This window comes from Acinetobacter sp. 1000160 (assembly GCF_000588715.1).
In the GTDB taxonomy this organism is placed as follows: Bacteria; Pseudomonadota; Gammaproteobacteria; order Pseudomonadales; family Moraxellaceae; genus Acinetobacter; species Acinetobacter courvalinii.
The window spans coordinates 426,244-448,275 of sequence record NZ_JFWP02000001.1 but is presented as its reverse complement, the minus strand read 5'-3'; the positions used below and the strand labels follow the sequence as shown (position 1 = coordinate 448,275).

Here is a 22,032-nt window from a genome sequence, read left to right as displayed (position 1 = left end):
ACATTATAAAAAACAAATTTAGATCAACAAAATAGGCCACATCTTAAATTACATCATTTTTAAATATAGTTTTTATAAGATTCGTGCTACTGACAGAAATAGAAAAAATGCATGTCAAAACGGTCAATGATATTTATTTGACTTAAGAATGATAATCAGCAGCAATTTCATCCTGTGATGATTTATTGAATAAAAACAGGTGAAGAGTTAAGTAAAAAGATCCCAATATTTTATTGGTGAAAATAAAAAATTGAGTATGACAAATAAGCGGAATCAATATGGATAACGTCGCTCAGCTAGAAACTGACACTAATTTCCAAAGTCGAAAAAAAATAACAGGAGCAGTTTTTAGTGTGCTGCTGTTATTACTTCTCATCGGCATTATATATTATTTTTTTGTATATCGACATTATCAGTCTACCGATAATGCCTATGTTCAGGCAGATCTGACCTGGGTGATGCCAAAGATATCAGGTGAAGTCATTGAGTTGATTATTAAAGACAATCAGGTTGTTAAAAAAGGGGAAACCTTGGCAATACTGGATCATCGCGATTATCAGGCCCGTTATGACCAGGCCCGTTCTATGGTGACCTTAAAACAAGCAGCACTTGGAGTGCAGCAACAAAATGAAAAATCAGCCAAGTCATCCATCAGTGAAGCAAATAGTGGTGTTATTGCAGCACAAGCTGATCTATCGCGCTTGAAAAAAGATTTTGAACGCTATCAAAACCTGTTAAAAGATGGGGTGATTACCCGACAAAACTTTGAAGGCATTCAGTCCCAATATTTGACCGCACAGGCACAACTAAGCAAGGCACAAGCTGCGGTCAATGCCGCAGAAGCACAACTGGGCAGCTTGCAGGCGAGTAGAGCCCAGATTTTAGCTGATATTGAAAATGCCAATGCCAGTCTGGACCTTTATCAGATTGATCTGGCTTCCTCCAAAGTGGTCAGTCCTGTATCTGGTAAAGTTGGCAGTCTTGCAATCCAGAAGGGATCGCGTGTCTCACCGCAAACGCGTTTGATGGCGATCATTCCAGACAAAAGCTTATATGTGCAGGCCAATTTCAAAGAAACACAAATAGAAAAAATGCATATTGGACAGCAAGTTAAACTCAAAATAGATGCCTATCCAAGCCTGACTTATACCGGAAAAATCGAAAGCTTTTCTCCGGCATCAGGAGCAACTTTTTCGCTGATGCCACCTGACAATGCGACGGGAAATTTTAACAAAGTCGTACAACGTATTCCGGTACGCATCAGTATCGATTCAAGTCCACACATCGATCTGATTAAGCCAGGCATGTCGGTCAGTGCGACCGTTGATCTCAGAACTTAAGCATAAATCAGGTATAAGTGATGAATCAGGCTGTTGAAAATGAGTGGAAATTCCCCCCGAAAACGGCATGGGCCATTTTTGCTGCCATGATCTTTGGCAATTTTATGGCAATTCTGGATATTCAGATCGTCGCCAGTTCTTTAAACGAAGTTCAGGCAGGGATGAGTGCGAGCCGTTACGAAGTAACCTGGGTTCAAACGGTGTACTTGATTGCAGAGATCATTGCCATTCCGATGTCGAGCATTGTTTCGCGCGTACTCTCGACCCGTGTCTATTACACCCTTTGTGCAGTGGGATTTACCATCAGTTCCTTACTCTGTGCACTGGCATGGAATCTGGAAAGCTTACTGGTGTTTCGTGCGATTCAGGGCTTTATGGGCGGTGGCATGATTCCAACCTCAATGACGGCATTATATCTGCTGTTTCCTGAGGCAAAGCGTTCCTTACCGTTGGTGACCTTTGGCATGGTCAGTACCTTAGGTCCAGCAATTGGTCCAACCATAGGCGGCTGGCTCACCAATAATTTTTCATGGCACTGGATGTTCCTGATCAACATCATTCCCGGAATTATTATTGCCACCGTGATTTACTCAGGGCCCAATATTGACCGCGCTAATTATTCACTGATTAAAACTATGGACTGGCTGAGCCTGCTTGGTATGGCGATGTTCTTGGGTGGACTGGAATATTTTCTGGATGAAGGTGCTCGACATGACTGGCTTGCAGATTCGGGTGTGCGTATCGCCTTTATGGTCTGTCTGATCGGTGGCATGATTTTCTTCTCCAGAAGCTTTACTCAGCCTAAACCTTTACTCGATTTAAGCGTATTCAAGAACAAGAATTTCACCCTCAGTGCGATTACTACCTTTGTGATCGGCATGGCACTGTATGGCTTGGGCTATATGATTCCGGTCTTTCTTGGGCAGGTAAGAGAAATGAACAGTAGTCAGATTGGTCACGTCATGATGGTCACCGGCGTAGTGATGTTCTTTTTTGCCCCATTCCTTGCCTGGCTGATTCCTAATTTTGATACCCGTAAAACCGTATTCGTCGGCATGATTCTGGCGGGCTTTGGTGTATGGCTGAATTCACATCTTAGCATTCACAGCGATTATGACTTTATGTTCTGGCCGCAAATTTATCGCGGAATAGGCCTGATGATCTGCCTGATTGTAGTTTCGCATCTGGCCATGAGTACTTTACCGCTAAGTAAGGTTGCTGATGCCAGCGGGATTTACAACCTGATGCGTAATATTGGCGGAGCAGTGGGATTGGCGCTGATTAATTCTTCACTGGATTGGCTGACCGCATTACATGTCACTCAAATTAATCAGTATATGAATCCCCAGAACTGGATCTTCGTCGAAAGACTGGATCAGCTTACGGCGCAATATCAGGAGGTTGGTTCAAACGCACAGCAAATTGCGCTGAGCATGATTTATCGTGACATTCATTATCAGGCGCTGACATCAAGTTTTAATGATTTATTACGCATGCTCGCAATCATTATGTTTATGACCGCATTTTTAACTATATTTATGGATCGGGGGAAAAAAATGAATATGTAGAAATCCAAAAACAGAGGGTAAGTTTAAACAATCAAAAACAATAGGGCTTATATAAAAAAGATCCCTTTATAAAAACAACACTTAGATGAGTTTTTGAATATCTCTGTATGAGATCGGGGAACTCGCATATCTAGATGTAGAAGGTGAAGTATTATGATTAATACCACATATAAACTAATTTCAAAATTGAACCAGAAAGAACGTACCTATGGTCAATATCTTGAAAAAGAGCAAATCGATCTTGATCGCTTAAAAGTGATGTACTCGATTTATGAACAATATTATGAAAACACCAGATTTTCTATTTTCGTGGATGATTTTAAAAAGAAAAGTGGTGCAATCCTGATTTTTAATGCACAGACTAATGAGATCGTTGGTTTCTCTACCGTCGTGGTGCAACATTTCTATTTGAATGGCAAGGACTATACCGTTTTATTTAGTGGCGATACTGTTGTTTTAAGAGAGTTTTGGGGAACGCGCTCACTTCAAAGTGCCATGCTCAAGCTGATGATTAAACTCAGAATCAGATATCCATTTAATGAACTGTACTGGTTACTGATTTCTAAAGGTTATAAGACCTACTTGCTACTTGCCAATAACTATTATGTATATTACCCCAATATTAAAGATGAAAACCAGCATCTCTCTTCAGTGATTGAGCATTATTGTGAAAATTTCTTTGGCGAATATTATGATAAAGAAGCAGGATTATTAAATTTTGGCGAGGATTATCAGCCATTAAAAGGCGAAATTGCCCCGATTACGGCTGAAATGAGAGAGAAAAATCCGAATATTAATTTCTTTGAACAGAAAAATCCGACCTGGACAATGGGTACCGAGCTGCCATGTATTGGGCGTATGGGTTGGAAAGATATTGCCCGTTTTCCGGTAAAGCTGATGACAAAGCCGACCAGTAAAGGCAAATGTGAGGCGCTTTCAATCTCTAAAACCAACCGTCGGGAGGCGATCCAATGAAAGCTGCTGAATGGCTGACAACCGGCTCGCATCTTATTTTAAAACAATGGTGTGATGCCTCTGATCGTAACTTTACCAAACGCTTTAATGCATTAGAAGCAACACAACGTCAAATTTTGCATTCGATTTTACAGACCTCAACCTTTGCAAAAGATAAAAAAGTGCAAAATTATGAACAGTTTATAAAATCATTTCCAGCTACACGTTACGGCGCCTGGCGAGAAGATATCCAGCGCTATCGTGAACAAAAGCTTGCACTTTCCAGCAGTAAGCTGGTGCGTTTTCAGCCAACCAGTGGTTCAAGTGAACAGATTAAGTTTATTCCTTATACCAAACTGTTTTTAGATCAGCTCGATCATGCCATTGCTCCCTGGTTAGCCAGCATGTACCGCAAGTGTCCACAACTCGGTTCTGGAACACATTACTGGTCCGTGTCATGGTTGCCAGAAAGCCAGCGTGAAGTTTTAAAAGACAAAAACCTGAATGATGACAGTGCATTATTAGGCATGGGTAAACGGATCTTATCCAAGTTTACCCAAGCTGTTCCAAGTAATGTGGCCTTTGCTGCAAATGCCGATGATGCATTGTTTGCAACCATTTGTTATCTGGTAGCTAATCGAAATCTAGCCATGATCTCGGTATGGAGTCCAACCTTTGCACTACAGTTGCTGGAACGTCTGGGAGCCCTGCAACAGGAAGTGATTGAAGTGCTGGAAAGTGGATTATGGGGTATGCGCCAAAATTCGTTGAAAGACGTCACGGCACCTTATAGTCCTGAAAGTGCACAGGCCTTAATCAACAGTTCTAATGGTGAGCACATTGATTTTAAGCAGCTTTGGCCAAAATTAAGTCTGGTTTCAAGTTGGGATACCGCGGGCTCTAAAGCCTGGGCTGAAAAATTAAAGCAGAGACTGCCTGATGTGCAGTTCGAGGGCAAAGGTCTATGGGCAACTGAAGGTGTGGTGACCATTCCGTATAACGATCAATATCCGTTAGCTTATCAAAGTCATTTTTACGAGTTTGAATATCTTGAGGGAGAGAAACAGGGCCAGATTATCCCATCATGGCAACTTAAAGTGGGTGATGTGGTGAGTCCAATCATCACGTCGGGAAATGGCCTACTACGATATTGTCTTGATGATTGTTTACGGGTCACCGGTTTTCTGCAACAGATTCCTTGCTTTGAGTTTCAGGGACGCCGTTTTGGTGTCGATCTGGTCGGTGAAAAGCTTGCTCCAGAGACAGCACAGCAACTGCTTTCACAACTGAACGAAACCGACTCTAAAGCCATCTCATTGCTGGCGATTGATACGGAACAACAGGTTAAACCGTTTTATTGCGTTCTGTTTGAAGGGGAAATTCATCACAGTGTTAACGATGAATATATTGATCGTATTTTGCGTCAGAATTTTCATTATGAACTTGCCCGTAACTTAGGTCAGTTGGATCAACCACAGATTCGTCAAGCGCCGGATGGCTGGAATGCCTATAAAAAGCTGGTGATGTTTGATGGCATTATCGAAGGCAATATCAAGCCTGAACCCTTAAAGAAAATTACCCTGAATAGTTTGGAACAACTATGAAGAAAGGGAAGACGCAATTTAGTAAGCCGTTTTTAACGCCCACGCATCTTGTACTGTGCGCGGGACTGCTATCCGCTTCAAATACAGTCAATGCCATGACTTTAGATGAGGCTTTGTCAGCGAGTTTAAGGCATGAAAGTCAACTCGAAGTCAGCCGCTTAAGTGTCAGTCAATCCACTGCCATGCTGGAGCAGGCTAAACAACGGGATGGCTTAAAAGTTAATCTGGTCGGCCAACTTGATTATGAGCGGGTGGAAACACCTGCTCAGGTCATGTTTCCAACCGAAGGCAACCGCAAAGGCCGAAGTCTGCAATTACAGCTGGACTATCCCGTTTATACGTCCGGACGGCATGGTTTGGGCGTTGAAGTAGCGAAGAACCAGTTATCTGCACAGGCACAGGGTTTATCTGACCAAAGATCGGGAACCATTCTGAATACGGTGATGGTCTATACCGATGTATTAAAGAAAAAGGCGATTTTAGAGCTACGGAAAAAGACCATGTCGAATCTGCAACGCTCGCTCTATGAATCACAACGGCGTTTTGACGTGGGTATGATTACCCGTGCCGATCTGGCTCAGGTTCTGGCCCAAGTGGCCCAAGGCCAAGCTGATATTACACAGGCTCAATCCAATCTTACCGTGAGTGAAGCACAGTTTTATCAAATTACTGGTTTAACCGCAGATAATCTTGTTGCCATCAAACAGTTGCCAGCAATTCCAAACAGCGTGGATGAAGTTTTAGCGAGAACTAACCGTCATCCTGCATTGATGCGCGGTAAATATGAAAAACAGGCTGCTGAGAAACAATATGCCCTAACCAAACGGGAACTCTGGCCGACAGTCATGCTGACCAGCCGAGCAGGCAAGCAGCATGAAGCAAGTTATATCGGTTCTGAAAGTAACAATTACATGGTGGGCGTACAACTGAATGTGCCTTTGTTCGATGATGGCCTGAACCGGGCCAATACTCGTAAAGCGCAGGCCGATGTCGATCTGGCTAATCAAAAGATCCGGGCGCTTGAGCTTGATTTAAATCAGCGGGCACGAACTACATATGCACAGCTGCAAAGTATTCGACAAAATAAAGAGGCACTGCAAAATGCCATAGATGCAGCATCGATTGCATTTGTCTACACCCGAAAAGAGTTCGACTTAGGTACCAAAACCACCTTTGATCTACTCAATACCGAACAAAAATTATTGGACGTACAGACCCAAAAAACCGTCAATGAACAGGACGAAGTCGTGTATGTCTATCAACTCCTGGATCAGATGGGACAATTAAATCAGCTGGTCCCAGACCAGACGGCTACACAGGTGAATAATCAATGAAAACAAACCCACCGACATCCCCTAATCAAAACAGCTTGATTACCCGTGAAGCAACCTTGGCTGACGATCAGGCCTTACGTGCACTGATTGCGGTGCCAATGACCACCAAAGGCGTACAAATCAGTTTTCAGCGTGAACCGAGCTATTTTAAAGCTTCAGATATTCTGTATCGACATAAGCTGCATGTGGTCATTGAAGATACTGAACATCAAAAGAATGTTGCCTGTTATAGCAATGGTCATCGCCCGTGCTATGTCGATAAGGCAATACAGAATGTGCGCTATGCCAGTGATTTGCGTGTCGATCCAAACTATCGTGGCAAATCCTTAGTTAAAGTATTGGGTGCGCATGTCAAGCAGACCCTGCATGAACCTGATTTTAGCCAGATGATTATCTTTAATGATAACTATGCAGCAAGAGCAGCCATACAAACTGGAAAAAGCGGGATTCCTGATTATTATGATGAAGGCTTAATCGAAACACTGACACTAACGCATCTGGGAAACAAAAGAACAATTAAAGCGTTTTTAAATCACAGGACTGAAACTGAGAGGGGGGAGATTAAAACATGTCAGGCTCGACCCGAACATATTACCGCAATGAACCGGTTTATTGCCGAAATGTCGCAGCATTATAATTTTATCCCGGCTTATAATTTTGCCGAGTTACATGCAGGACACCCTTATTTTTCGGGTCTACAACTCTCGGACTTTCAGCTTTATTTTCAAGATGGAAAACTTGTGGGAATGTTTGGATTATGGGACCAACATACCATTAAACAGACCAAAATCCTGCATTACAGTTCAGCGATTGGCCTCGTACGTCCAATCTATAATGTATTGACCAAAGTGACTAAAGGCATGCCATTACCTAAACTTGGCGACTCGGTGAGATATCATGTATTACATAGCCTGTTGTGCCATCCCCAGCAGTTAGCACTGCATCATTTAATGCTTGAAGATGCACAGAAAATATCTAAGCAGCGAGGTGTAGGAGTTGTGAGCTTTACCTTGTCACATCAAGATCCACGTTTTCAGCTCAATCAGTTTTACAAAGGTGAACGCTTAACAGGCATGCACGGTTTTATTAGTTTTCAGGGTGATCCACGTCCCAAATTTAATAAGCATCTAATTCCGTATTTAGAAGTTGGACGTATTTGATTTAAATCATAAAAAGTTCCTCAATTTTTTAGGCTTTGAGGAACTTTTTATATTTAATACGTGGATTCTGTTTTCAGGTTTTAAGTATAATCAACAATTTAATCAAATACCATTCCAATAGTTCTAATGCAATCCTTGTTCATTATAAAACATATAATTATTTAAAATAAAAAACCCACCTTTATTATTTGTTTCTTAGGTTAATAAATTCAACCCAAAAAGATAAAAATTGTATTTATTTAGCTATAATTTAAATTATTTTGTTGTTTGTTTATTATTTTTATTTAGTTTAAGCATTGTTTCGAATATTTAAAATAATATCGGAATGGTTTTATTTTCTAATTAAGGATAGATATCGATGAAAAGTAGTAGTTCAAATTTAACAAACCGTCTTTCGCCAACGATTGATACTCCAAATACAGGAGTTATTATAACAGGAGGTGCATCAGGCATTGGTTTAGCTTCAGCTCGAGCTTTAGCGTCGGTAGGTCGTCCTGTCGCAATTTGGGACATTAATCAAAAAAAAGCTGAAAAATGTGCAGAGGAGATTTCTGCAGAGTTTTCTACACCCGCAATCGGTATTGGTATCGATATAATAGAAACAGAAAATTATGAAGAGGCTATTAATTTAAGCCGAAAGGCCATGGGAACAATAGGGGGACTGGTTCATTCCGCTGGAATAGTCGACAATGGTTCACTTGAAGGAATCACTTTAGACTCATGGGCAGCAGGGATGAATACCCATTTACGGCCGTTAGCCCTTTTAGTACAAAAATTGTATAAGGATTTTAGCCTTAATCAAAACTCTGCTGTCGTAGCAATTACATCAATTAACGCAACGCTTGGTAACGCCGTAAATCCAATTTATAGCGCTGCAAAAGGAGGAATGTTATCTTTGGTCAGATCATTAGCGGATCGACTGGCACGTGATGGCATTCGAATAAATTCTATTTCACCTGGTCAAATCCGTACTCCCATGGTCCAATCATCGATTGAGGTATTGCCAGAAAATTTTTTCGAGAAGCGTATTTTACTGGAACGTCTTGGCGAACCAGAAGAAATTGGTCGAGTTGTACGATTCTTATTGTCAAATGAAGCAAGCTATATTACTGCCGCTGAAATCGTAGTCGATGGTGGAAACATTTCTTCACAACGTGGCTAAATTTTAAAAACTCTGTATCTCCATACAGGGGCTACAGAGTTTTCTTTTTTATAACCATTTAAAAACCGAGTGTAAGAATGTGGTATTGCGGATATTCGTCACCTCTTATCAACCTGTATGCGGTTGATAAATCTAAAAAATTAATATTGACACTATATTAATAAAGCTTGTTTCCATTTTAACGGGAAATCCGCTACATTTTTATTAGTGTTATGGGATTCTGTAATAAGTAATTTTGAACTTAATTTCAAGCTACGTTCGGCACAAACTAATGAAAGTTTTCATATATTTTGCGAAATTAAGAAATAAACATTAGATAATCAAAAAAAATCTAATTCTTTATTAATGAATATCTTCAATAAAGATGCGTATTTTTTCATGAATACGGACCAAACAACTAAACTTGTGAAATTAGAAAACGTCGAAATTCTAAATAAAAAATATAAATCATAAAATTAAAAAAGTACTAGTTAAAATTAGCAAGATGAGGGATCAACCTCTCAATTTTGATAAAAGTCTAATTCCATATTTAGAAGTGGGACGCATTTGAGTCATAAAAAAATTCCTCAAGCGATTTAAAGCTTGAGGAGTTTGCTAGGTGTAATGTGTAAATTATGCTTTCAGACCTTTAGCATACTCAACCAGTTGATCTATCACCGTTCCCCAACCTTCAAAGAAACCCATGTCTTCGTGTTGTTGACGAGTTTCAGCAGTACGGTGTCTGGCAATTGCGGTATATTTGGTTGCGCCATCGCCTGCATCTTCAAGCAACAGAATTGCGGTCATAAATGGATTTTCAGCAGGTTTCCAGTCTTCGGTATAGGTATCGGTAAAGACCAGTTTTTCGCCTTCAATCACTTCCAGATAAACCCCTTCATTTTTGATTTCATTACCATCAACATCAAAGATGGTATTGAACTTTCCACCCACTCTTAAATCAATTTCACAGGCTTTAATCGAGTGAGGGCGAGGAATAAAGAAGTGTTGGATATGTTCAGGTGTGGTCCAGCATTCCCAAACCAGCTCACGCGGAACATCTATCACTCTTTCCAGTTTTAAATCAGTCTTTGGATCTAGTTTCATTTTCTCTTTTCCTTTTTAATTCGAGTGCATAACGATCAAATTGATTAAGTCTTTGTTCCCAGATTGCCCGTTGTTCACTTAACCAATTTTGCATGGGGGTGAAAGCTTCGGGAGTCAGAGCACAAGTTCTGATTCGTCCATTTTTTTCTGAATGAATAAGTCCTGCTTGTTCTAATTTATTTAAATGTTTTAGAAAAGAAGGCAGAGCCATATCATGTTGTTCAGCCAGTTCAGTAATCGATGCTGCCCCAAAAGACAGTCGCGTTAAGATATCTCTACGCGTTGGATCACTGAGAGCACTGAATAACATATCGAGTTTAGAATCATACTTAGCCATAGAGCTAAATATTGCGCACAAAATAGACAGCTGTCAACAAAAAACTTAGCTAAAAAGCTAAGTTTCTATTGCAACTTTTATCGCTCTATTTTTCTTGTTTATTGGTTAAAATAACCCCAATAAAACTTAGACTACCACCAAGCAGCATAGACCAGGTGATGGGTTCCTTCAGAATCAGAAATGCCAGTAAGACTGCAAATACAGGCACCAGATTATTAAATACAATGGTTCGTGATGCTCCAATACTGTGAATCGCCTCGGCATACCAGATAAATGCCAAGACTGTCCCAAAAGCACCTAAATAAAGAATGGATAGCCAACTGCTCCACGAAATATCCATCAACCCGCTAGAACGTAATTCCGGCCATGCACTGAGTAAAAGAAAACCTGTACCCCATAGTACCGAATAGGTGGTCATGGTTAAGGCTGGGGCTTGAGTCTGTTTAAAACAAATCGTATAAATGACCCAGCTCAAGACTGCACCGCACATCATCATTTCACCCATCCCGAAAGATTGAGTGAAGGCAGCAAAAAATTCACCTTTGCTCACTACAATCAATGTGCCGAATAAAGCGAGGAATACACCTAAGTAATTGATTCGACCTAGCCTTTCCTGAAAGAACATCCGCATGACTAAAATCGTTAAAATAGGGGATAAGCTCACAAATAGTGCAGTTCTGCCTGCTTCAATTCTGGACAGAGCAGCAAAGAAAAATAAATTATAAGCAAGCACACCCGTCAATCCCATCAAGATAGCATAGACATGTTGTTGTACAGAAAGATGGGGAAATCCTCCCGTGCTTTTCAATAAGATCAACACCAGTAAGATGGCAGCAAACCCGAAACGTAATAATGCAGAAAGGGTTGGGGAGAGTTCCGCTGTAACAATGCGTCCTGCAATGAAGGTTCCACCCCACATTAAGGCAACACAGATCAGCTTCAAATAAACAGTGGAACTCGAAAGCGCAATGGCGAAGTGACGCATGCAATTTTTAATCAATATAGAATTGAATCAGATCGTAAAACTAATTTATTTTTATAGTAAAATGAGCTTTTACTCATGAATGCGTCGTGATGACCCTGACCCAACTCGAAATATTTTCCAAGCTCGCGGAACTAAAAAATTTTACCCATACTGCACAACTACTGAATATTTCACAGTCAGCAATTTCGCATGCACTCAAAGCGTTGGAAAAGAAGTGGCACACCCAGCTGTTTTATCGAAATAATAATGAAGTCGAGCTGACTGCTGCAGGACAACGCTTACTACCTTATGCGAATGAAATCCTGAATGTTGCTCACATGATTCAGCAAGAAGTGATGGATCTCAAAGGTCTGAAAACAGGAACCTTGAGGATCGGTTCTTTTGGTGCATCGTCTTCCAATGTGCTGATCCCGCTGATTTTAAAACAGTTTGCACAGCACTATCCTGAGGTTGAGGTACTGGTTATGGAAGGAACTGATAAAGACGTATTACAGTGGATAGATGAACGCAAAGTTGATCTTGGGTTTGTGGTACTGCCTGAAACCCGCTTTGATAGTTTTGCTTTGCTGGAGGATATCTTTGTTGCTTTATTGCCAAACGATTTAGAGATCGCACAAAAGCCAGCGGTACAATTACAAGAGCTGCTTGATCATCCTTTTATAATGACCAGTGCGGGCAGTCAAAACCATGTCATGGAACTGTTTAAGGCTGCACAACTCACCCCACAAATTAAGTATAACTTGTCGCAAATCCTGTCGATTTTAAATATGGTCAATCAGGGTGCAGGGGTTTCAATTGTGGCAGATTTAGCACTCGACACAAATATTCTTTCGCTTTACCCCAATGTGGTCAAACGCCCATTATCTCCCAATATCAAGCGTTCTATTGGCTTGGCAGTAAAGAATAAACAGCAGATGTCACCGACTGCAAAAGCCTTTGTTGAGCTTGCCGTGCAACTCTAGGTTTGGGTCAGTATGCTAAAACCTGCTTGATTGTTCATAAATAGGCTAGAAAAACAGACAAAAGTTATCAATTACACAAAATACTTCTATAATAGCGCCCATCATTACTAAGGTCAGTGTTTAGATAGAGTCATAAGACGACCTTAGCCACAGTTTTTTAAGTCTATTTGTGATCCACGATTCGGCTTATCGATTATTATTTTCAATCTTATGTACTTGCAACACATAAGAATATTTAGGTGCTCGCATGGAAATCAAGGTTAATTATCTCGACAATCTTCGACAAGAGGCGAAGTTTGATGACTTTACGGTAATCGCCGATCAGCCGATTCGTTATAAAGGCGATGGTTCTGCACCAGGGCCATTTGATTATTTCCTTGCTTCATCTGCGTTATGTGCAGCTTACTTTGTCAAAGTGTATTGTGCCGCACGTGATATTCCAACAGACAACATCCGTTTATCTCAGAACAATATTGTTGATCCTGAAAACCGCTACAAACAGATTTTTAAGATTCAGGTTGAATTACCCGCTGATATTTCTGAAAAAGACCGTCAGGGCATCTTGCGTTCAATCGATCGCTGTACGGTTAAGAAAGTGATCCAGACTGGTCCAGAGTTTGTGATCGAAGAAGTTGAAAGCATTGATGCAGATGCACAAGCCTTATTGATGCCAAGCCTGGCTTCGGAAAGCAGCACCTATATTGCAGGTAAAGACCTACCATTAGAAGAAACCATTGCCAATATGTCAGGGATTCTGGCAGGCCTAGGCATGAAGATTGAAATCGCATCTTGGCGTAATATCGTACCCAATGTTTGGTCGTTGCATATCCGTGATGCCCAATCGCCAATGTGCTTTACCAATGGTAAAGGCTCAACCAAAGAAAGTGCTTTAGCTTCGGCTTTAGGTGAATTCATTGAGCGTTTAAACTGTAACTTCTTCTATAACGATCAATTCTGGGGTGAGGACATTGCCAATGCAGAATTTGTACATTATCCAGATGAGAAGTGGTTTAAACCGGGTCCAAATGGCGAATTACCAAAAGAAATCTTGGATGAATATTGTCTAGAAATTTATAACCCTGATGATGAGTTGCTCGGTACGCATTTATATGACACCAACTCAGGTAATACAGAACGTGGTATTTGCTCATTGCCATTCGTACGTCAATCTGATGATGAAGTCGTGTATTTTCCATCCAACCTGATTGAAAACTTATATCTCAGTAACGGGATGAGCGCGGGCAATACCTTGGCAGAAGCTCAGGTTCAATGCTTATCTGAAATTTTTGAACGTGCGGTTAAGCGTGAAATTTTAGAAGGCGAAATTGCATTGCCAGACGTGCCGCAAGAAGTATTGGCCAAATATCCAGGTATTGTGGCAGGGATCCAAGGATTAGAAGAGCAAGGCTTCCCAGTCCTTGTCAAAGATGCATCGTTAGGCGGTCAATTCCCTGTGATGTGTGTGACGTTAATGAATCCACGTACAGGCGGTGTATTTGCCTCATTTGGTGCGCACCCAAGTTTGGAAGTGGCATTAGAGCGTAGTTTGACTGAATTGCTGCAAGGTCGTAGTTTTGAAGGTTTGAATGATTTACCGCAACCGACATTCCAAAGCAATGCAGTGACAGAACCAAACAACTTTGTTGAACACTTCATTGATTCAAGTGGTTTGGTCTCTTGGCGTTTCTTTAGTGCCAAATCAGATTATGACTTTGTCGAGTGGGACTTCACCAATGAAGGTAAAAATTCAAATGCTGAAGAAGCTGCAGAATTGTTCGGCATCCTTGAAGAAATGGGCAAAGAAGTCTACATGGCCGTGTATGAGCACTTAGGTGCAACCGCATGTCGTATCTTGGTGCCTGATTATTCTGAAATTTATTTGGTAGAAGACCTGATTTGGGACAATACCAACAGAGCGATCTTATTCCGTGAAGATATTCTTAATCTACATCGTTTAGATGACGAACAATTGGAAGCCTTGGTTGAGCGTTTAGAAGAATGCGAACTGGATGATTATACCGAAATTACGACCTTGATCGGGATTGAGTTTGATGACAATACGGTATGGGGTCAGTTAACTCTGCTTGAGTTAAAACTGTTGATCTATCTTGCTTTAGAGCAGTTTGAAGAAGCGAAAGAATTGGTTGAGACTTTCTTGCAATACAATACCAACACGGTAGAGCGTGGTTTGTTCTATCAATGCATGAATGTGGTGTTGGAAGTCTTACTCGATGATGAAATGGAGCTTGAAGACTACGAAACCAATTTCCGCCGTATGTTTGGCAATGAGCGTATGGATGCTGTGGTTGGTTCTGTTGAAGGTACGGTCCGTTTCTATGGCCTCACACCAACCAGTATGAAACTGGAAGGGCTTGATCGTCATTTACGTCTCATCGACAGCTATAAAAAATTGCATAAAGCACGTGCTAAGGCAGTTGGCTTAAATGGCTAAAACACTATAGGTATCGTTTTAAAAAAGTGCATGTTGATCATGCACTTTTTTATTTAGGGCCGATAAAACTTTGTTTTTTAATCACTCAAAATTTTAATCAATTGATGGCTTGACCTTGCAATTATTGGAAGGACTACAGTGTCTTTCATAAAGGTAACTGTGCCACATGAGATAGAAACTCTGATCTATTGACGGTGTCACTCCCTTTATTTTTATCCATATAGCATGTCAATCACATCTGAAATGAATGTGGTGCTGCTGAATAGAAAGGAAATAATAATGAGTGAACAACAATCGGCAATAACGCCTACCCCAAATGATTCAAGTGATATTTATAGTCTCTCTACGCGTGCTTATATGGAACTAACCAGCCGTATGCATGTAGATATGCAAATCAATTACACCGGCAATGCCGACATCGACTTTATGCGTGGAATGATTCCACATCATCAAGTGGTGGTAGATATGGCCAAGGTCGCCTTGAAATATTGTTATGATCCAGAAGTTCGCATGCTGGCAAAAAACATTATGTTGGCACAAGAGATTGAAATTAAAGTGATCAATGCTTGGTTGCAACGGCATCTATTATAAAGCCTTCGATCTTATTCTTGATTTGATAATTCCATTAGTAAAAGGCTGAATCACAACTGCTTTTTATTGATTACAGCTTTTTCTAATTAGAAAGAAAGGTAGCGAATATGCCGAAGATAACCGTTCTCCCACATGAAAAAATCTGTCCAGAAGGCAGCATTATCGACATTAAAACGGGTGGAAACCTGTGTAGAACTTTACTCGATCATGGGATTGAAATTGAACATGCATGTGATCTTTCAGGAGCCTGTACCACTTGTCATGTCATTATTCGAAAAGGCTTTGAAAGTTTGCAGGAAATGGATGATGTTGAAGCAGACTTGCTTGATCGTGCTTGGGGGTTAAGTCCAGAGTCTCGACTGTCTTGTCAGGTGAATATTCAGGATCAGCCTTTAGAAATAGAAATCCCCAAATACACCATCAATTATGTTTCCGAAAAGAAGGAATGATTAGATGAAATATTGTTTATTTTAATGTGTAAAAGGCTTGACCTTACCATTATGGCAACCTTTATAGTGTGTTTATCTTCTTAAATAACTGAATGGAGTTTTGCAATGGAATTTCACGTTGAAAATATGACTTGTGGTGGCTGTGCACGTGGCGTAACCCGTGCAATCCAAGCGGTAGATGCCAATGCAAAAGTCATTACAGATCCACCAAATCGTAGTGTTAAGGTTGAAACGACAGCCTCACAACAACAAGTGGTCGAGGCTTTATCTGAAGCAGGTTTTCCACCACGTTAATCTGTTCTGGAATCAAAAGCGGCTAAAACAGCCGCTTTTTTGTGTCAAAAGAATGGAAAAAAATAAAAGGCGATCACAAGATCGCCTTTTATTGTGTTCTACTTGCGCCCAGTGAGTGGAGACAGCGAGAGCAGATCATTATGATGATGGATGTCCTTGATTTCATGACTAGGTTCTTTTAATCCTTCCAGAATCGGACAGTCGGGACGATTATCACCCGCACAACAATCGACTAAATTCTGGAGTGTTTGCGCCATTTGCTGCAAGTCCTGGATACGCTCTTGTAACTTTTGGATATGTGCCTGAGCCAGTTGTTTTACATCGGCACTTTGTCGATTGCGGTTATTCCATAAATCCAGTAAATCGGTGATTTCCGTGACTGAGAAACCCAGTTCACGACTGCGTTTGATAAATTTCAAACGTTCCACGTCATTGTCTGAATAAGAACGGTAGCCTGCATTGCTGCGTCCTGCCGCAGGAATCAAACCAATTTGCTCGTAATAACGAATCATCTTGGCGGTTACACCTGAAGCTTGAGAAACTTTACCAATATTCATAAGGTTCTCCATTAGCCTTTATGCACAGACGGTGCTTGAAAACGACGTAAACGTAGCGCATTACCGAGCACAAATACACTTGAAAGTGCCATCGCACCCGCGGCAAAAATCGGTGACATCAGGATACCATAAGCAGGGTATAACACACCCGCAGCCACTGGAATTAATACGGTATTGTAGGCAAAGGCCCAGAACAGGTTCTGGTGAATATTGCCAATGGTTGCCTTAGACAAGGCAATTGCATTGGCTACGCCTTGCAAGTTGCCAGACATCAACACCACATCCGCAGACTCAATCGCCACGTCAGTCCCTGTGCCAATTGCAAGGCCGACATCTGCCTGCGCCAGTGCTGGTGCATCATTGATTCCATCACCGACAAAGGCAATATGGCCATATTTTGCTTTCAGTTTCTGCACGGCATTGACTTTACCTTCAGGTAGCACTTCGGCAATCACTTCATCAATACCTAGTTGTTTGGCAATGGCATGTGCAGTGCGGGCATTATCACCTGTAATCATTGCCACTTTTAAACCCAGTTGATGTAGCGCTTGAATGGCAGCAGGCGTGGTGTCTTTAATTGGATCGGCAACTGCAATAATCCCTGCCAAAGCGCCATCAATTGCCACATAAAGCGGAGATTTGCCTTCATCACCCAAACGTTGTGCTGTATGGGAAAATGAGCCGATATCTAAGCCAAGTTGGATCATATAACGATCTGCACCGATATAGATGTTCTGGCGTTCATGTACAGTGGCATTGACACCCATCCCAGTGACTGAATCAAAGCGGTCAACCTTTGGCAAATCTAAACCTTCATTTTTTGCCGCATCGACAATCGCTTTGGCAATCGGGTGTTCAGACAGTGATTCGACTGCTGCAACAAGACTGAGCACATCATTGCGTTCAAAGTCCAATGCCACTTCAAAATCAGTCAGTACGGGATGACCTTCGGTCAAGGTGCCTGTTTTATCAACGGCAACCACTTGGGCATCTTTTAACAGCTGTAGTGCTTCACCCTTACGGAACAGGATACCCAGTTCTGCGCCACGTCCGGTACCGACCATAATCGAAGTCGGGGTTGCCAAGCCCATGGCACATGGACAAGCAATAATCAGTACAGCTACGGCGTTGACCAGTGCAAAAGTTAAAGCAGGTGATGGGCCAAAAATCAGCCATACGAGGAAGGTGAGTAAAGCGGCAATCATCACTGCGGGTACAAACCATAAGGTCACTTTGTCGACCACGGCTTGAATCGGCATTTTAGAACCTTGTGCCTGCTCGACCAGACGGATAATCTGTGCCAGCATGGTGTCGCCACCGACAGCGACCGCTTTAAAACTTAAAGTTCCGTTCTGGTTAATGGTTCCACCCACCACTTGGCTGCCAATGTTTTTCTCAACAGGAATCGGCTCACCCGTAATCATCGATTCATCGACAAAGCTTTGGCCTTCAATGACTTCACCATCAACAGGAATTCTTTCACCCGGTTTTACAATGACAAAATCGCCCGCAAGCACTTGATTGATTGGAATATCAATAACCTGATGATTACGAGAAACATGGGCAACTTTGGCCTGTAAGCTGACTAAACGTTGAATGGCTTCGGAAGTACGTCCTTTGGCTTTGGCCTCGAGAAAACGACCGAGTAAAATCAAGGCTACAATCACAGCGGCTGCTTCGTAATAAACATTCACCGTGCCTGCAGGTAGTAACTGTGGTGTAAAGGTTGCAACCAGTGAAAATAGATAAGCCGCCAGTGTACCGACTGCCACCAAAGAGTTCATATCGGGTGCTAAACGAACTAAAGCGGGAAGACCTTTAAGATAAAAACGACGCCCCGGAATAATCAGGACTAAGCTGGTTAAAACGAATTGTAAGTACCAACTGTTTTGCATCCCAATGCTTTGTTCAATCAGTTGATGGACACCGGGAATCAAGTGCGAACCCATTTCCAAGATAAACACAGGCAATGCTAGAACTGTGGCAATAATCAGGTCGCGTTTGAGTTCTGCACGTTCTTGGTCCTTTTTCTCCAGTTGTTCAGTTTGGTCTGGCGTAGCAGCCTGAATTGCTTTGGCATCGTAACCCGCCTTATCAATTGCGGCGATCAGGCTTTCAATACTGGCTGTACCTGTTACAGTAGCGCGTTCTGTTGCTAAATTGACGTTGGCAGTGCTTACGCCATTCACCGCATTTAAGGCTTTTTCTACCCGACTGACGCAGGAAGCGCAGGTCATGCCTTCAATAGAGAGTTCTACTGTCGATGCAGGAACATCATAACCTGTTCGTTCAATGGCCTGAATCAGCACTTGTCGGTCTACGGGCTTGGCAAGTGTGATATCGGCACGTTCTGTGGCTAGATTCACTGACGCAGACTGAACGCCGTCGATTTTTTTGAGTGCTGTTTCGACACGTCCAACACAACTGGCACAGGTCATGCCTTCTACCTGAAGTGAAACTTTTATATTTTGAGCATCTGTATTTGTTTGCGTTTCCATAAGTTATACCTATAGCGCTAATCCGATTGCTTCAAGCATAGACCTTAACATTATGGGAAGGTCAAGAGGGGATTTTCAATATGGACTGTTTTATTGCTTAAGCCAGACAAATTATTCGTTTTGGTCAAAATTTAAAAAGTAAGCGAAGTGATGTCGGAATAAAACCGACTGTTTTAAATGATGATATTTTATCGGCAGCGAAAGGATTTGAATAAAAAAAATCGGAAAAAGGTTGTGCAATCATCGATCGACCATTTGGCTATTGAACAAATGATCGATCACCCTAGATTAGGCTTTATGACAAGAATCTGGCTTGTAGGGCAGTGGCTGTTGCAAAAATCCTCTGATATCCCTGTGGTAAAATTCGTTGCAATACATCGACTGCTTTTGCATCAGCGCCAATCAGTAAACGACGTTTATTTTTCAGCACAGCAGTGAGAATCTGTTGTGCTGCCTGCTCTGCAGGGGTTCTCAATATCTTGTCAAAAGCATCCTGACTTTTTAGCGGGTCCATTCCCAGAATCTCAACACTATTGTTAATACGTGCTGCTTTGGCAATATTGGTGCGGATGCCTCCCGGATGTACACAGGTTGCACTGACTCCACAACCTTGTAGATCCAGTTCCTGACGTAAGGACTCGGTAAAACCGCGAACTGCAAATTTACTGGCATTATAAGCACTTTGCGTCGGTTGTGCGGTCAGCCCGAACATGCTGGAGACATTGATCACATGTCCGTCACCGCTTTGTTTCAGGTAAGGTAAAAACTCTTTGGTCCCATACACGACACCCCAGAAATTAATCCCGATCAGCCATTCCAGATCTTCATAGCTGACACCTTCTGCGGTACTGCCCATGGCAACACCTGCATTATTAAAGATCAGATTGACTTGCTGATGCTGCTCGACAATCGTTTTCGCCCAATCTGCCATTTCCTGACGCTTGGCCACGTCAACCACCTGCGTGGTGACTTTGACAGGATAGGTTTTTAACAAGTTTTGGGTCTTGGCTAGCCCCAACTCGTTGACATCTGATAAAGCCAGATGACAACCTTGTTTTGCCAACGCAACGGCAAGGGCTTGACCAATACCTGAACCCGCACCTGTAATCGCAGCCACCTTATTCTTGAATGTTTTCATTTAAACCGCCATTTGTTGTTCTAAAGCTTGTGCCTGCCCTTGAGTATGGGATGACCGGGTCAACTGATGATAGTTTTCCAGATCAAAACGACGGGTGCGCTGACGGTATTCCAGTGTAAAACCCGGCCAGTTATTGGTATTTTTCCCCGTCGCGGTTTGATACCAGCTGGTACAGCCTTGCGACCACATGGTGGACTTCATGCGCTCCTGAATTTCCTGATTAAACTGGGTCTGAATCTCTGCTTTAAGATCGGTAAAGGCTAAATTGTTTTGAATATGGGCTTGAAGGGCATCCAGAATATAGTTCACCTGGCTTTCAATCATATACACGATTGAGTTATGCCCAAGATTGGTATTGGGACCATACAGCATAAAGAAGTTGGGGAAGCCACTGACGGTTAATCCCAAATACGCTTCTGCGCCATCGGCCCATTGGTCTTTTAATCTTTTGCCATTGAGTCCTGTAATTTGCATGGGCGCCATAAACTCGGTTGCCGCAAACCCTGTTCCATAAATAATGGTATCGACTTCGCGGTGTTTACCATCTTTATCGATAATACCATTTTCAGTGACTTCTTGAATCGCGCTATCAATAACCTCGACATTGGGGCGGACCAGACTGCGGTACCAGTGATTGGAGATCAGGATACGCTTGCAACCAATCGGATAATCAGGCATCAGACGGTGGCGAAAATGCAGATCTTTAATTTCTGCACGGATATGTCGCTGGAAAATATATTCGGCTAATGGAATTTCGTTCAGCGTAGCGGTAAAGCTCTTGAGGCGAATTTCGTTATAACTATATTGAAATACGCGATCAAGGCTTTGTAAAACCGGAAGCTTTTGAAATGCTTTGCGTTCCAGACTGGTATAAATACGGTCTGGTTTAGGAATCACATAAGGAGCAGAACGTTGATAAATATCTAAATGCACCACCTGCTTAGCGATCTCAGGAACGAACTGGATCGCACTGGCACCTGTACCAATCACAGCCACACGTTTGTTATTTAAGTCGTAGTCATGATCCCAGCGTGCAGAATGGAAAGTCTTACCCTTAAAAGTCTCCAAGCCTTTAATTTTGGGATAAGCAGGTCGGTTGAGCTGACCGACGGCGGCAATCAGAAATTCTGCCTCAAATCTTTCTCCGGTTAAGCTCTGGATCTGCCAGACACCTTGGGTGGCATCAAAATCAGCGCTGGCAATTTCAGTATTAAACTGGATATGTGGATAGAGCTGATATTTTTCTGTGCAATGCTTCAAATACTGATGAATTTCCTGTGATGAACCATAGCGGTTTTTCCAGCCCAGTTCTTGCTCAAAGGAAAAGGAATATAGATGGGAAGGCACATCGCAGGCAGCGCCAGGATAGGTATTGTCACGCCAGACACCACCCACATCACCGGCTTTTTCAAATAAGGTAAACTGTTCAAAACCGGCAAGTTTGAGCTGAATGGCTAGCCCTAAGCCACCAAAGCCTGTTCCAATAATGGCGATACGTATATTGTTGTTTGAAGATAATTGTTGTTTAGACATAACCGACTCAAGTGAATAAATATCATGTACT

The 22,032-nt window shown here is 42.0% G+C and carries 19 protein-coding genes; 12 read left to right on the top strand and 7 right to left on the bottom strand.

Going from position 1 to position 22,032, the window contains the following annotated elements:
- Window positions 1-278 precede the first annotated feature (278 nt).
- The 7 genes from J699_RS0218340 to J699_RS16210 all read left to right on the top strand — a co-directional run bounded on the left by J699_RS0218340 (window position 279) and on the right by J699_RS16210 (window position 9,122).
- Entirely contained in the window at window positions 279-1,340 is a 1,062-nt protein-coding gene (locus J699_RS0218340) for an HlyD family secretion protein (RefSeq protein ID WP_032869592.1), read from the top strand.
- A gap of 20 nt (window positions 1,341-1,360) precedes the next feature.
- Window positions 1,361-2,908, top strand: coding sequence for a DHA2 family efflux MFS transporter permease subunit (locus J699_RS16185; RefSeq protein WP_032869594.1), 1,548 nt, complete (start codon window positions 1,361-1,363; stop codon window positions 2,906-2,908).
- A 186-nt stretch (window positions 2,909-3,094) separates the two neighbouring features.
- Window positions 3,095-3,883, top strand: coding sequence for a hypothetical protein (locus J699_RS16190; protein WP_171070871.1), 789 nt, complete (start codon window positions 3,095-3,097; stop codon window positions 3,881-3,883).
- On the top strand, window positions 3,880-5,466 hold the full coding sequence (locus J699_RS16195; protein WP_032869598.1) for a GH3 family domain-containing protein: 1,587 nt from the start codon (window positions 3,880-3,882) through the stop codon (window positions 5,464-5,466). Before J699_RS16190 ends, J699_RS16195 begins: the two co-directional genes overlap by 4 nt.
- The gene (locus J699_RS16200; protein ID WP_032882688.1) at window positions 5,463-6,800 is read left to right on the top strand and encodes a TolC family protein; all 1,338 of its coding nucleotides are present in this window, start codon (window positions 5,463-5,465) and stop codon (window positions 6,798-6,800) included. Before J699_RS16195 ends, J699_RS16200 begins: the two co-directional genes overlap by 4 nt.
- Window positions 6,797-7,960 carry a hypothetical protein gene (locus tag J699_RS16205; RefSeq protein ID WP_032869604.1) on the top strand — a complete coding sequence of 388 codons (1,164 nt, stop codon included), beginning with the start codon at window positions 6,797-6,799 and terminating at the stop codon, window positions 7,958-7,960. The genes J699_RS16200 and J699_RS16205 overlap by 4 nt, the downstream gene beginning before the upstream one ends.
- Window positions 7,961-8,318: 358 nt before the next feature.
- Window positions 8,319-9,122: an SDR family NAD(P)-dependent oxidoreductase gene (locus J699_RS16210; RefSeq protein ID WP_032869606.1), complete on the top strand. Its 804-nt coding sequence runs from the start codon at window positions 8,319-8,321 to the stop codon at window positions 9,120-9,122.
- A 612-nt stretch (window positions 9,123-9,734) separates the two neighbouring features.
- On the opposite strand, the gene J699_RS16215 is transcribed toward J699_RS16210, so the two are convergent.
- The 3 genes from J699_RS16215 to J699_RS16225 form a co-directional block, all read right to left on the bottom strand.
- Window positions 9,735-10,205 carry an SRPBCC family protein gene (locus J699_RS16215; protein ID WP_032869608.1) on the bottom strand — a complete coding sequence of 157 codons (471 nt, stop codon included), beginning with the start codon at window positions 10,203-10,205 and terminating at the stop codon, window positions 9,735-9,737.
- On the bottom strand, window positions 10,183-10,542 hold the full coding sequence (locus tag J699_RS16220; protein ID WP_005230578.1) for an ArsR/SmtB family transcription factor: 360 nt from the start codon (window positions 10,540-10,542) through the stop codon (window positions 10,183-10,185). Before J699_RS16220 ends, J699_RS16215 begins: the two co-directional genes overlap by 23 nt.
- Window positions 10,543-10,627: 85 nt before the next feature.
- The gene (locus tag J699_RS16225; RefSeq protein ID WP_032869611.1) at window positions 10,628-11,527 is read right to left on the bottom strand and encodes a DMT family transporter; all 900 of its coding nucleotides are present in this window, start codon (window positions 11,525-11,527) and stop codon (window positions 10,628-10,630) included.
- Between the two features lie 89 nt (window positions 11,528-11,616).
- Between J699_RS16225 and J699_RS16230 the strand changes: the two genes are divergently transcribed.
- The 5 genes from J699_RS16230 (at window position 11,617) to J699_RS16250 (ending at window position 16,275) form a co-directional block, all read left to right on the top strand.
- Complete coding sequence (locus tag J699_RS16230; protein WP_032869613.1) at window positions 11,617-12,489, top strand: LysR family transcriptional regulator; 873 nt, start codon at window positions 11,617-11,619, stop codon at window positions 12,487-12,489.
- Window positions 12,490-12,736: 247 nt separating this feature from the next.
- The gene (locus J699_RS16235) at window positions 12,737-14,941 is read left to right on the top strand and encodes an OsmC domain/YcaO domain-containing protein (RefSeq protein ID WP_032869615.1); all 2,205 of its coding nucleotides are present in this window, start codon (window positions 12,737-12,739) and stop codon (window positions 14,939-14,941) included.
- Window positions 14,942-15,220: 279 nt separating this feature from the next.
- Entirely contained in the window at window positions 15,221-15,532 is a 312-nt protein-coding gene (locus J699_RS16240) for a DUF305 domain-containing protein (RefSeq protein WP_032869617.1), read from the top strand.
- A 107-nt stretch (window positions 15,533-15,639) separates the two neighbouring features.
- Complete coding sequence (gene fdx, locus J699_RS16245) at window positions 15,640-15,981, top strand: ISC system 2Fe-2S type ferredoxin (RefSeq protein WP_032869619.1); 342 nt, start codon at window positions 15,640-15,642, stop codon at window positions 15,979-15,981.
- A 105-nt stretch (window positions 15,982-16,086) separates the two neighbouring features.
- Window positions 16,087-16,275: a heavy-metal-associated domain-containing protein gene (locus J699_RS16250; RefSeq protein ID WP_004653564.1), complete on the top strand. Its 189-nt coding sequence runs from the start codon at window positions 16,087-16,089 to the stop codon at window positions 16,273-16,275.
- 98 nt (window positions 16,276-16,373) lie between these two features.
- Here J699_RS16250 and cueR read toward each other — a convergent pair whose 3' ends face one another.
- The 4 genes from cueR to J699_RS16270 form a co-directional block, all read right to left on the bottom strand.
- The gene (gene cueR / locus J699_RS16255; RefSeq protein ID WP_005230570.1) at window positions 16,374-16,832 is read right to left on the bottom strand and encodes a Cu(I)-responsive transcriptional regulator; all 459 of its coding nucleotides are present in this window, start codon (window positions 16,830-16,832) and stop codon (window positions 16,374-16,376) included.
- Window positions 16,833-16,843: 11 nt separating this feature from the next.
- A complete protein-coding gene (locus tag J699_RS16260; protein ID WP_032869620.1) occupies window positions 16,844-19,330 on the bottom strand; it encodes a heavy metal translocating P-type ATPase in 2,487 nt (828 codons plus the stop codon).
- 295 nt (window positions 19,331-19,625) lie between these two features.
- A complete protein-coding gene (locus J699_RS16265) occupies window positions 19,626-20,468 on the bottom strand; it encodes an SDR family NAD(P)-dependent oxidoreductase (RefSeq protein WP_032869622.1) in 843 nt (280 codons plus the stop codon).
- Window positions 20,469-22,001: a flavin-containing monooxygenase gene (locus J699_RS16270; RefSeq protein ID WP_032869772.1), complete on the bottom strand. Its 1,533-nt coding sequence runs from the start codon at window positions 21,999-22,001 to the stop codon at window positions 20,469-20,471.
- Between the last annotated feature and the right edge of the window lie 31 nt (window positions 22,002-22,032).

What these genes read in the sequence shown, in the direction of transcription:
- J699_RS16230 (WP_032869613.1), top strand. Translation starts at nt 11,617, where the DNA reads ATGACCCTGACCCAACTCGAAATATTTTCCAAGCTCGCGGAACTAAAA.
- J699_RS16210 (WP_032869606.1), top strand. Translation starts at nt 8,319, where the DNA reads ATGAAAAGTAGTAGTTCAAATTTAACAAACCGTCTTTCGCCAACGATT.
- J699_RS16220 (WP_005230578.1), bottom strand. Translation starts at nt 10,542, where the DNA reads ATGGCTAAGTATGATTCTAAACTCGATATGTTATTCAGTGCTCTCAGT.
- fdx (WP_032869619.1), top strand. Translation starts at nt 15,640, where the DNA reads ATGCCGAAGATAACCGTTCTCCCACATGAAAAAATCTGTCCAGAAGGC.
- J699_RS16260 (WP_032869620.1), bottom strand. Translation starts at nt 19,330, where the DNA reads ATGGAAACGCAAACAAATACAGATGCTCAAAATATAAAAGTTTCACTT.
- J699_RS16225 (WP_032869611.1), bottom strand. Translation starts at nt 11,527, where the DNA reads ATGCGTCACTTCGCCATTGCGCTTTCGAGTTCCACTGTTTATTTGAAG.
- J699_RS16265 (WP_032869622.1), bottom strand. Translation starts at nt 20,468, where the DNA reads ATGAAAACATTCAAGAATAAGGTGGCTGCGATTACAGGTGCGGGTTCA.
- J699_RS16195 (WP_032869598.1), top strand. Translation starts at nt 3,880, where the DNA reads ATGAAAGCTGCTGAATGGCTGACAACCGGCTCGCATCTTATTTTAAAA.
- J699_RS0218340 (WP_032869592.1), top strand. Translation starts at nt 279, where the DNA reads ATGGATAACGTCGCTCAGCTAGAAACTGACACTAATTTCCAAAGTCGA.
- J699_RS16200 (WP_032882688.1), top strand. Translation starts at nt 5,463, where the DNA reads ATGAAGAAAGGGAAGACGCAATTTAGTAAGCCGTTTTTAACGCCCACG.
- J699_RS16215 (WP_032869608.1), bottom strand. Translation starts at nt 10,205, where the DNA reads ATGAAACTAGATCCAAAGACTGATTTAAAACTGGAAAGAGTGATAGAT.
- J699_RS16185 (WP_032869594.1), top strand. Translation starts at nt 1,361, where the DNA reads ATGAATCAGGCTGTTGAAAATGAGTGGAAATTCCCCCCGAAAACGGCA.
- J699_RS16270 (WP_032869772.1), bottom strand. Translation starts at nt 22,001, where the DNA reads ATGTCTAAACAACAATTATCTTCAAACAACAATATACGTATCGCCATT.
- J699_RS16235 (WP_032869615.1), top strand. Translation starts at nt 12,737, where the DNA reads ATGGAAATCAAGGTTAATTATCTCGACAATCTTCGACAAGAGGCGAAG.
- cueR (WP_005230570.1), bottom strand. Translation starts at nt 16,832, where the DNA reads ATGAATATTGGTAAAGTTTCTCAAGCTTCAGGTGTAACCGCCAAGATG.
- J699_RS16205 (WP_032869604.1), top strand. Translation starts at nt 6,797, where the DNA reads ATGAAAACAAACCCACCGACATCCCCTAATCAAAACAGCTTGATTACC.
- J699_RS16240 (WP_032869617.1), top strand. Translation starts at nt 15,221, where the DNA reads ATGAGTGAACAACAATCGGCAATAACGCCTACCCCAAATGATTCAAGT.
- J699_RS16250 (WP_004653564.1), top strand. Translation starts at nt 16,087, where the DNA reads ATGGAATTTCACGTTGAAAATATGACTTGTGGTGGCTGTGCACGTGGC.